At 65.6% G+C, this 10,882-nt stretch carries 7 protein-coding genes and 1 pseudogene; 3 read left to right on the top strand and 5 right to left on the bottom strand.

Features of this window, described 5'->3' with window-relative positions:
• The coding region (locus tag QOH60_RS04795) for an alpha/beta hydrolase family protein (protein WP_526417651.1) at nt 1–462 on the top strand (462 nt) is incomplete at its 5' end.
• Between the two features lie 7 nt (nt 463–469).
• Here QOH60_RS04795 and QOH60_RS04790 read toward each other — a convergent pair.
• The 4 genes from QOH60_RS04790 to recC all read right to left on the bottom strand — a co-directional run bounded on the left by QOH60_RS04790 (nt 470) and on the right by recC (nt 9,691).
• Nucleotides 470–1,342 (bottom strand): hypothetical protein, encoded by an 873-nt coding sequence (locus tag QOH60_RS04790; RefSeq protein ID WP_526417649.1) that lies wholly within the window; start codon nt 1,340–1,342, stop codon nt 470–472.
• Nucleotides 1,343–1,419: 77 nt separating this feature from the next.
• Complete coding sequence (gene recD / locus QOH60_RS04785; RefSeq protein WP_526417647.1) at nt 1,420–3,123, bottom strand: exodeoxyribonuclease V subunit alpha; 1,704 nt, start codon at nt 3,121–3,123, stop codon at nt 1,420–1,422.
• Nucleotides 3,120–6,407: an exodeoxyribonuclease V subunit beta gene (gene recB, locus QOH60_RS04780; protein ID WP_526417653.1), complete on the bottom strand. Its 3,288-nt coding sequence runs from the start codon at nt 6,405–6,407 to the stop codon at nt 3,120–3,122. The genes recD and recB overlap by 4 nt, the downstream gene beginning before the upstream one ends.
• Nucleotides 6,407–9,691 (bottom strand): exodeoxyribonuclease V subunit gamma, encoded by a 3,285-nt coding sequence (gene recC, locus QOH60_RS04775; RefSeq protein WP_526417645.1) that lies wholly within the window; start codon nt 9,689–9,691, stop codon nt 6,407–6,409. Before recC ends, recB begins: the two co-directional genes overlap by 1 nt.
• On the opposite strand from recC, the gene QOH60_RS04770 reads away from it, so the two are divergent.
• Nucleotides 9,685–9,894 (top strand): hypothetical protein, encoded by a 210-nt coding sequence (locus tag QOH60_RS04770; protein WP_526417643.1) that lies wholly within the window; start codon nt 9,685–9,687, stop codon nt 9,892–9,894. The two genes, recC and QOH60_RS04770, sit on opposite strands and share 7 nt — an antisense overlap.
• Nucleotides 9,895–9,965: 71 nt before the next feature.
• Here QOH60_RS04770 and QOH60_RS04765 read toward each other — a convergent pair whose 3' ends face one another.
• The gene (locus QOH60_RS04765) at nt 9,966–10,589 is read right to left on the bottom strand and encodes an HD domain-containing protein (RefSeq protein ID WP_526417641.1); all 624 of its coding nucleotides are present in this window, start codon (nt 10,587–10,589) and stop codon (nt 9,966–9,968) included.
• A gap of 140 nt (nt 10,590–10,729) precedes the next feature.
• Here QOH60_RS04765 and QOH60_RS04760 point away from each other — a divergent pair.
• Nucleotides 10,730–10,882, top strand: a pseudogene (locus QOH60_RS04760) (cyanase); the annotation flags it as partial.

Below are 10,882 nucleotides of genomic sequence, written 5' to 3'. Positions count from 1 at the left end.
GGGCATTCCTTCGGCGGCGCCGCCGTTCTCGCCGGGGCCCGGGAAGCGCCCGGCGTGCGGGCGGTGGCCAGCGTCGCCGCGCCCATCGACCCGAGCCACGTCGAAAAGCATTACGACGCAGTGGTAGACCGCGTGCTCGCCGAGGGCAGCGCCGAGTGGATGGTCGGCGGGCGCACGTTGACGTTGAAGCGGGCCTTCGTGGAGGACGTCCGGGCGGCGCACCTGCGCGACAAGATCAAGAGCCTGCACCTGCCGCTCCTCATCCTCCACTCGCCGACCGACAACACCGTCGGCATCCAGAACGCGAGCGAGATCTTCCGGCTGGCGCGCCACCCTCGCAGCTTCGTGTCGCTGGAAGGCTCTGATCATTTGCTGACCGCCCGGGGCCAGGCGCACAGGGCTGGCCGCATCATCGGCGCCTGGGCCGATGCCTATCTCGACATGCGCGATGGCGCAGAGTGATTGAGGCTCAGCCGTAGCCCGGCCGATCCGGCGTATGTATCCACTTTTGTTCGGGAAATGACCAATCGTAAATTGTCTCTTTCAGCTCTTTGGATTGGTCCACGCTCACGAGAGGATTCGTCTCAGACCCGATCGTCTTTACTTTGTGTTCACCATTCTCGTAGTAAGGAAGCTCCACGACAAACTTGTAAACGTAGCCGGCCTCAACGAGAAAATTGACAAGGATCTGCTGTACAGTTCCCTTTTCGACGGTTAAGGTAGCGGGCGGTATCGTTCCAAGTTTGCGCCCCTGGCTGATCTCCTCGATGGTCGGCGTGTTTCCGGTTGTCAGGTTTACGGTCATCACGTAGCCCAAAAAATCTGGGGCGCCCCGAGATCCGCAATCGATAAACGGCTGGTTGTTGACCCGGTCTTTGGAGAGAATGCGGACGTTCGCGCCTATTATCGAGAGGGGCGACGTCGGCGAGGCGGCGACCTCGACGATAAATTTCCCCTGTTCTACGACGGGAACGATGCTGTTGTCTGACAACCATCTTTCCCAAGAATCACAGTGAGGTGTACTTGTGTCGACCATTGGCGGTTGATTGCTTGGCGCAGGCAATTGCTCGCTTACCGGATAGAACACTTTTGGCGCCCAGGTTTTGTAGAGGACCGATCCCACCTCGACCTTGCCGCCCTCGACCTTGCTCTCAGTGGGATGAGCGGGACGTAAATAGTTCAAGACGCCCAGCACTGTTCCGACCAGTATGCCGAGCACCGTTACCGCCTCGGCAACTAATTTCAGTCGTGGCCTGATGCCGCCTCGCCGTTCAGGGGGGACTTGAAGGTTTTCTTGGTCGGTTTTGTCCGGCTTTGGTGGCTCCACACCGCCTGCGCTCACCGAGCACCTCCCATGTGCCGATATGCATTGCTGGAAGCCTACGACCGAAGCAAGGCAGAGCGGTGCGTTTGCTCAGCCTAGGCCCGCAACCGTTCGCGTAAGCCGCTTGCCCGCACGGCCCGGTGCTCGATCGCCGACCGTACCTGCTCCTCTGACCCGACGATGCGAACCCTCGACTGCGCCCGCGTCACCGCGGTGTACAGCAATTCCCGAGTGAGCAGTCGCGAATCCGCCGGCGGTAGCAGCACCGTCACTTCGTCGGCCTGGCTGCCCTGGCTTTTGTGGATGGTCATCGCATGCATCGTCTCGATGTCGGACAACCTGCCCGGGGAGAACTCGAGCGGTTCCTCGCCGCTCCCGACGAACGCGCGCAGCACTCCGTCCCTCTGGACCGCCACACCCGTGTCGCCGTTGTAGAGGCCGAGCCCGTAGTCGTTGGCGATCGCCAGGAACGGGCGGCCCACGTACCACGCCGACCAGGTCGGCTCGCCCGTCGCCTCGGCAAGCCACCGCTCGACCTGACGATTCCACCGCTGGACCCCGAATGGCCCGGTGCGGCGGCCACATAGCAGCCGATGCTCGTCGAGCGTGGCCAGCGCCGCCGCCGTGTCACCGAGGACGGCCGCTCGTCGCAGCCGAAGCGCATGCGGCACAAGCACTTTACGGAGACTATCGCCTGGGTCATCGACGTCGAGCCACTCGATGTGCTCGTCGCCGCTGCGCAATACCTCGACGGCGCGGTCGCCGTCGCCGTCGCGGATCGCCAACGCCAGTGCGCCGATCGACGCACCGAAGCGGTATGAGGTCTTGAGTGCGGCGACATGTGCGTCGGCGCGTGCATTCAAGCCGTCGACGACGTCGGCCAGCACCGCACCGGCCTCCACCGACGCCAGCTGGTCAGGGTCGCCAACTAGTAGCAGTCGCGACTCCGGACGGACCGCCTCCAGCAGCCTTGCCATCATCGTCAGCGACACCATCGACGTCTCGTCGACCACGACCACGTCGTGCGGCAACCGGTTTCCGCGGTGATGACGGAACCGCGACGATGTTCCCGGTCTGCTGCCGAGCAGCCGGTGCAGCGTCGACGCGCGCAGGCCGGTCAGACGCTCGCGGTCTGGGGCGTCGAGGCGATCGACCTCCCGCTGCACGGCCTCGTACAGCCGCGCTGCCGCCTTGCCCGTAGGCGCGGCCAGGGCGATGCGCAGTGGTGGCTTGCCGGATTGCGCGGCCTGTTCAGCGAACAGTGCCAACAACCGCGCCACGGTTGTGGTCTTACCCGTGCCTGGGCCGCCCGTCAGTATCGTCAACCGTTGCGACAGTGCGATTTTCGCGGCCTCCCGTTGTTCCGCATGGTCCTGCTGAAACAACCGTCCGACGTCCGGGGTCTGCTGCTGCGGGCTGGGCGCCAGCAGTGCCACCAGGTCGTCGGCGACCTGCTGCTCCTCGCGCCAATACCGGTCCAGGTACAGCAGCCCGTCATGGAGCCGCAGCACCGGGGGGTGTGCGACGAGCCGACTCGACTGCACCGCCGCCAGGCAGGATGACGGGTCGGGCCACGGCAGACCATCGACGCCGACCTGCTCCTCGGCGGACGCCAAGTCGACACACACCGAGCCAGCCCGCAGCCCGCGCACCACTAACGCTAACGCCAGCGCGACAGCCTCGTCTGCCTCCTCCGCTATCGTCGTGAGCCGTTGTGCGACATGGACATCCGACGGTTCCAGCACGCCCGCCTCGCTGAACACCTGCAGCAAGCCTGTGGCGCTGACAGCGGCGGTCATGCGGCCGCCCTCCCGGCGTCGAGCAGATCCGACAGCGCAGTGATCAGGGAAGCCGGCGGCCGCCAGCTGAACACGCCGGCCGGATGGCCGTCCACCACCGGTGTGTGCCGACCGCACATGCCGCGCACGAACAGATACAGCACGCCGCCAAGGTGCTCCTCGGGGACGTAGTTTGGCTGACGCCATCGCAGGAACCTATGCAGCACAACGCTATACAGCAATGCCTGCAGCGGATAGTCGGAGTGCAGCATCGCCTCCGCAAGCCGCGGCTGGGCATAGTCTGCGGCCGTCAGCACTCCGTCCGAATCGCCCAGCCAGTTCGTCTTGTAATCCACCACCAGGTACCGGCCGCCGACGCGCAACACCACGTCGACCGAGCCGCTGAGATACCCCCGCAGTGTCTGTCCGCCGAGCGCATCGCCGACGAGCCGGTCGGCATACGGGGCAAACGGATCCCCGGCAGGCAAGTGCTCGCGGAGCAGACGACCGACATCGCGCAAGTGCACATCGGGGGCGGCGTCGCGAAGGTCGCCGCCCGCCAACGGGAACTCGAAGTCCAACTCACGCAGCCGATCGCGCAACCCGATCTGTCGCAGCGTCGCTGCGGGGGCCAGCGGTCCCAGCGGAGTGTCGTGCATCGGAATCATCGCCGCGGCAAGCACATCCGGCGTCACGTCGACCGGCCACCACACCGAATGCTTGCGGATCTGCGACTCGAGCTCGGCCGCCAATTGAGGCGCGAACGGGTCGGCCGTCTCCAGCACCGCGTGCACCAGCGTGCCGAACTTCGCGCCGCTCGGGAGCGCAGACATCGGACTCTCGATCTCGGCGCCGAAAGCAGAATGTACGACCGGGATTTCGCCCGCCTCGTCGTCCAATTCGCTGACCTCGGGCTCACTGCTGACCGGCGTCGTCTCCGTGGCCCGGATCAAACCGGAGTACGACGTGCGCCGCCACGCGGTATCGATGCCGCGATGGAAGTGACGTGCATCGAGATCGGAAGGCGGTTGCGCCGCCGGCGGACGCGTCGCCGGCGCAATTATCGACTCCTCGATTACAGGTCCGCCCGCTGCCTCCCATTCGCGGAAGCGGGCCATCGCATCGTCGTCGGAGATCTTCGCCGGGGTGGCACGGTCGGGCACCGCCGCCTCCCCAGGTCGCCGCCCGCGCAGCAGCCGCGACAGCCCGCCGTTGGGCTCGTACGCCGCGGGCGACCACCACACCACCAACTGAGACTGTGCCCGCGTCATCGCCACGTACGTCAGCCTGCTGTCGTCACTGGCGTCCTCGGTGCGCCCCAGTGCCGCAACGGTTCTGAAGTCAGTGCTGCCCTTTCCACCGATGTAAAGGCACCGCTGTCCGTCTTCGTGGTACAGGACGATGTCTTGGTCCCGCGCATAGCGGTTGAACCCGAACGGCAGATACACGATCGGGTACTGCAGACCCTTGCTGACGAACACCGTCATGATCTGGACAGCCGCTGCGTCACTGTCGATCCTCCGGAAACGCTCTGCCGCGCCGCTTCGTTCGTCGCGCTGTTGACGAAGCCAGTCACGCAACGCCGGCAGGTTGTACTGCTCGCGGTGGGCGATCTCTTGCAACGTCTGCGTCATGTGCGCGAGGTCGGTCATATGCCGCTCGCCGCCCCGCCACGACAGCACCCGCTCGCTCATCCTGCGGTCCTGTGCGGCTTCGAAGATCGCCGCGACTCCGCGCTCGCGCGCATGCCCCGCCCACTCGCGCAGTGTCTCGGCTACGCGATCGGTCAGCGCATCACCGCCTGCGTCAAGCGTTTCCGCGGTCTCGCCGAAGAACATCGTCGCGGCTGCGGCGCGCACAATGCCCGGCCGGTGCGGTTGGTCGAACGCCTCCAGGAGCGCCAGCCAGTTGTCGGCGGCCTCTGAGCTGAAGATGTCGGAGTCACCGGTGTACACCGCGCTTATTCCTGCCGCGGTCAGCGCGCGGTAGCAGCAGCGCGCGTCCTTGTGCGTCTCGACGATCACCGCGATGTCGTGTGCCTGCACCTTCTTGCCGTCGAAGGTCGCGTCGCTGGCCAGCAGCGCGCCGATATCGGCGGCCAGATCCGCTGGGATGTGCTCCCGCAAGTCGTCGATCGAAACGTTCTGAGTTCCGCTGCTGCCAAACGTCGCCCGCGGCACCACACGCAGTCTGAATGGGTCGTTGTGCGGGGCGCCGGCCAGTCGGTGACCCTTGTGGTGTGCCTCGACATCGTGCACCTTGATCTCCGGGTGGCCGAGCTCGGCGCCGCCGAGAACCACCTGCAACCTGTCCACGAGCGCGGCGTCGCTGCGCCAATTGGTGCCCAGCGTCTCGTTCTTGCCGGCCGTCTCCCTGGCTTGAAGGTACGTGACGATATCGCCACCGCGGAACGCGTAGATCGCCTGCTTCGGGTCACCGATCAGGACGACCGTCGAGCGTCCGCTGAACGCTCTGTCGATTACCTGCCACTGCACGGGGTCGGTGTCCTGGAACTCGTCCACCATGACGATTGGCCACCGGTGATGCATGCGCACCTGGGCAGGTGAGCCCTCGGAAGCGAGTGCGTCGGCAAGGCGGCTGAGAAGGTCGTCGTAACCGAGGATGCCCTGCTGGCGCTTGCGCATTTCTACTGTGGCGAGAACATCTTTCGCGAATGCAACGCACACGGCTGCTCGTGAACCCGGGTCGGGGGTGAGGGGGCGCAGTTGTGTCGCTGGGTTGTTGACCACCTCGCGTGCCAGCTGTAGCGCATCCTTGTAGCTGAGGGCGGGGTCGTCACGCTCCTGACCGAAGTGCGCGAGGTACAGATCGTCGACGACTTCGGTGACGAGATCGTCGAGGTCTTCGACAAGCGTCACGCCGGCATCCGTGTCGCCCGCGACTCCCAACGACTTCAGCACCAGTTGGCAGAACTGGTGCGTGGTGGCGATCGTCGCGGCATCGAAGAACGCGAGCCCATCACGCAGGCGCTGCTGCCGCGTTAGGCGTTCCTCATCGCTGCCGTTGAGGAGATGCTTGATCAGGTCGTTGTGTTCGGTTCCGGCGGGAGCGTCGAAAGCGACTACCGCATCGAGGATTTGACGACGCACCCGCTCCCGCAGCTCTTGGGTCGCCGCCCGACTGAACGTGATCAGCAGCATCTGGTCCAGCGTCGCCTCGCCTTCTGCGAGATACCGAGTGACCAGGCCGGCCAACGCGAACGTCTTTCCCGTGCCGGCGCTCGCCTCCAGCACCGTGGTCGAGTTCGCGGCGGGCAACGGACCGAGCAGATTGAAGCGCTCCATCAGCCGACCGACCTCATCGCCCGCAGCATCGGCAGCCACAGTCGCGCTGAATAGGCGCCGAGACGGTTGTCCTCACCGTCGTACTCTTCGCCTTGCCGTAGAGGCTGCATCAGATCGGACAGCGGCGCTCTCATACCCCAGGCAAGGGCATGGCCGGGCTCGACGTCCTCGGCGGGATAGCGGTCGGACTTCCACCGATAGTTCGCTTCGCTCACCGGATTGTCGCCGTGATGGCGCGCCTTGGCCCACGCGTAGGACGTCTTGATGGGCAACGGAATCGGCTCGCGACGGCCCGCGTCGTAGATCGCGACGAGCTCTCGCAACACGTTGACGGCATCGTCGTCGGGCCACCCCAGCCCCTCTACTTCCGGGTTGAGTCCACGCTTCTTGCGTCCGATGCAGACCGCGCACCAGTCCTTCGACGAGTCGTGAGCGATCAACGCCAACAACGGGATCCACGACTGCAGAAGATGCCTACCGTCCAGCTTGGAATACGTCACCGACACCAGCCGGTTGCCGAACACTTGCGACACCGTCCCCGTCAGCCGCCGGCCCGCGCCGAGGTCGACGTCGACGTCGTAGGCGTCGGGCTGCATCTGCCGGCATGTCTGGGCTGCCGCGGCCAACAACTCGACCTGGGTGCGGATCTCTTTCGACTTCTGCCAGCCCAACTGCCCGGGCGGCAATGTACCCCTGCGCCATTCGGCTTTCTGCGCCTGATCGGGCGTCATGCCCAGCAGGATGTCGCTGAGCATGCGCTCGCCGACATTCCACTCCTCCAGCGCATCGATGTCGACGGAAATGGCGTCCTCGACACCGTCGACGTCCCACGGCAGCGTGAACTCCAGCGCGCGGTAGAAGCCCTTCACCGGATCCTTGAAGAACGTGATGAGGTCGGCCAGCGCCACGTCTTGCAAGGGTTTGGGCGGCAACGGCCCGGTGATGAACTTCGGCTGCTCGGCGCGTTCGCCCACCGCGACTTGCGCCGCGCGCAGGACCGTCGGATCGAAGCTGAACGGTTCGTCGGGGACGAGGGCACCGCGTGTGACGTTGCGAACATCGAAGGGCTGCAAGGGATGTTTGACGAGGATGCTTTCGCGCACCTTCTCGGGTGTCGTGATGTCGAGGGTGTCGAGCAGTTCGGCGAGCGGGACGGCCGGTGGCCGTTCCTGGCCTGAATACTCGTTGGCCCCCGTGTAGGTGATGACCAGATGCTCGGTGGCGGCGCCGACGGCGTCGAGCAGCAATTGTCGGTCCTCGGAACGGATGTCGCGCTCGCCGGTCATCGCGTCGCGAGCCAGCGCGTCGTCGCCGTCGACCACCCCGATCCGGGGGAAGACACCGTCGTCGAGGCCGACCAGGCAGACCACGCGATGCGGCACCGAGCGCATCGGGACCATGGTGCACACAGTCAGCGTGCCGGTGCGGAAGTTGGCGCGGGTGGGGCGTCCCGCGAGGTGTCTCGCTAAGAGCGCCTTGATGTCCGGCAGCCGCATCAGGGTGTCCTGTCGGGGCCCGGCAATTCGGAGGACTTCGTTGAACTCGCGTTCCATCTGGCTGGTCTGCCACGCGTCGGTATCGCCGACGCGGGTAAGCATGGCGATGCCATCGGTGAGGGCGGTGAGCCAGGCGCTGAGCGGTTGCGGTTTGGTGAGAGAGTCGATGGTGCGTTGCAGGCGGTCGACATATTCGGCGAGCTGACCGGCGAGCTCGACGCGATTACTGCCGACGTCGTCAAGTGGGAGGGTCTCGCCGATCCAGGCGCGCGCGTCGTCGGACATGGCGACCCCGGCCAGCACGCGGTCGATGCCGAAACGCCAAGTGTTGTGGACGAAGTCGACGCCGTAGGGCGTGCGGTGCTGCCGGTCGAAGCCCCAGCGGATGTTCGCCTGGCGAACCCAACGGGTGATGTTCTCGAGGTCGTCGTCGGTGAAGCCGAACTGCGTCCTGACAGGTTGTGCCTGCGCCAGGTTGAGTACTTCGCTTGCGGTGACCCGGCTGCCGGCGAGCTGGAGAAGTTGCTCGGCGACACCGAGCAGTGGGTTGGTCTGCACGAGGGAACGGTCGGCGAGCCGGACCCTCAGCTTGTGAGCTGGATGCACGCCCTTGACGACGTCGCCGAGGCCGAAGTCCGCGACGATGAGGGGCGCGTAGGTCTCGATGTCGGGGCACATGACGAGGATGTCCCTCGGTTCCAGCGTCGGGTCGTCGGCGAGGAGGCCGAGCAGAACCTCTCGCAGGACGTCGATCTGACGGGCCGGCCCGTGGCAGCTGTGGACCTGAACGGATTGGTCTGTTTTCGTGTGTTTGCGGCCTGGCGGGTGGACAGCGTTGGCGGCGATGTCTTGCTGCAGCCAGCCGAGCAACGTGTCGGGTTTGTTTTCGCTGCTGAGGTATTCGTCGGTCTTGGTGGCGGCAGGGAGGCTGCGCCGAAGTTCGCGGAGATCGCGGCCTAGGGTCGCGAGTAGGGGGTGGCGGACGCTGCGGTGACTGGTGTCGTCGCGGCGGGGGATGGGGCCGCGTTCTGCGGCGAGTTGTTGCCAGAGGTTGTCGCTGGGATGGGGCAGCCAGAGGTGCAGATCGTGGTGGGTGGCGAGCGCTTTCAGGAGTTCGATCTCGGTGCTGGGCAGGCGGGTATGCCCGAACAGGGAGAGGCGTTCAGGGAGGTCTGTCGGCGATTCCTCAAGGCGCTGAACAGTTTTCGCCTGGCGAACGTGCGGGGGATCGGCGTCGATGCGGTCGACGAGGGCGCGCCACAACGGTGGTTGCCACTGCAGGTCTTGGTCAAGGTCTTTCGCGTCGCCGTCGAGCCAGTCTTCGAGGAGTTGCGGCCGCTGTTTGGCGTAGGAGGCGAACAGTCCGGCTAGGCGTCGGGCGACAGCGTAGCGACGGCCCTGGCGGAGTTCGCGTTCCTCATCGTGCTCGAAGTGGCCGAGGTGCGTGGCCAGCGTTCTGCACCACGGTTCGTCGAGGCTCTCGTCGATGACGTCGAGCAGCGGCCACACCATCGCGTCGGGCGACCAGGGGTCGTCGTCGACAGTGCCGGTGATCTCAGCGATCAGCGAGTGTGGGTTACGGAATGCGATGCCGGCGCAGACACCGTCTTGGCCATGGGCGCGGCCGAGGATGTGGGAGAGCCGTTGGCTGAGCCAGCGCTCGACGCCCTTCGCAGGCACGATGACGAGATCCTCGGCAAAGGGGTCCTCGGGCGGAGCCGTTAGCAGTGCACCGAGCCCGTCGGCGAGGAGGTCGGTGCGCTCGGCACGGTGAAGATGGAGTGCCATCGTTTGCCACGATAGGAGACGGCACCGACAGGGCGGAAGCGGATGTGGCGTTGGGCTACAGTGCCGGGGTGCAGGATGCCGCCGAGAGGCCGGTGGTCAAGCTGATGGCCGAGTATTCGGTGACCACGCCGCTGTGGGGCGAGTGGGAGGCTACCTGGCGGGTGTGCACCCTGGGTTGGTGGCTTACATGCGCGAGGCGCTGACCGCGTTCGCGAACGCACGGGTCGGGCAGGATCGCGAGTAGGCGACCCAGCGTGACCACCAGCCACGCCTGTCACTCGGCGGTGTTACTGATGTGGTTAGCGCCGTAGACCAGCCGTCTCATCTCGTCGAGCACCCGCTGCAGCTCGTCGACCAGCCAGCTCGTGCTGCGATCTCGGTACACCTTCAGCAGCCCGCCGTAGTACCAAAGATGCTCCTGCGGATCGTGGACGCTGAACCTCTGCCACACCGCCGGCCCTTCAATGCATAAGTCCCGCAATGTTGCTCGCGCGTTGTCTACCTTGTCGGCGAGCGACACCAGGATGGCCGCGTCCGACGCGTCACCGAGGTGCGCGATGTAGTCCTCCTTGCGCTTGCGCCACGGCGGCTTTGGCGTCTGATCCGTGTCGCTGCACTCGCTCACGATCCCCGCGACCTCGTCGCCGAACATGTCCCTGATCTCCTCCAGCGTCGGCGGGCCGCCCGCGTCTTCAACCGCGTCATGCAGCAGCGCCGCGATGGCCTGCGTCTCGTCGCCGCCCGCCTCGATCACTAATCCCGCCACCGACAGGAGATGGCCGATATACGGAATGTTGTTGCCGCCCTTGCGCGTCTGCGTGTGGTGTTTGGCTTCGGCGTACACCAACGCCTTCGAGAATTGACCCGTCAGCTTCGGTGACGTTGATCGCTCGCTCATGGTGATCCCCTCCAAACCCACCCTATCGACACCCGCTGACGCACCCGGTTGTCGCTAAGATGCGGCCATAACGGCGCATGGTTCTGCCGCGTGACTGGTGTGACTCGCGATGACGGGCGCGCGGACGCATGATGAAACCCATGAACCGACAAGAGATCACCGAGCAGGTCGTCCTCGCGCGCCTGAACAAGGGGCTGACCTGGCAGGAGCTCGCCGATGCCATCGACAAGCCGGTCGTGTGGACCACCGCCGCATTGCTCGGGCAACATCCGATCCCCGCCGAGCTGGCCAAG

The sequence above is a fragment of the Mycobacterium sp. genome (assembly GCF_032159765.1).
GTDB lineage: Bacteria > Actinomycetota > Actinomycetes > Mycobacteriales > Mycobacteriaceae > Mycobacterium.
The sequence above is the reverse complement of the archived record's forward strand: the minus strand, read 5'-3'. Positions and strand labels throughout refer to the sequence as shown.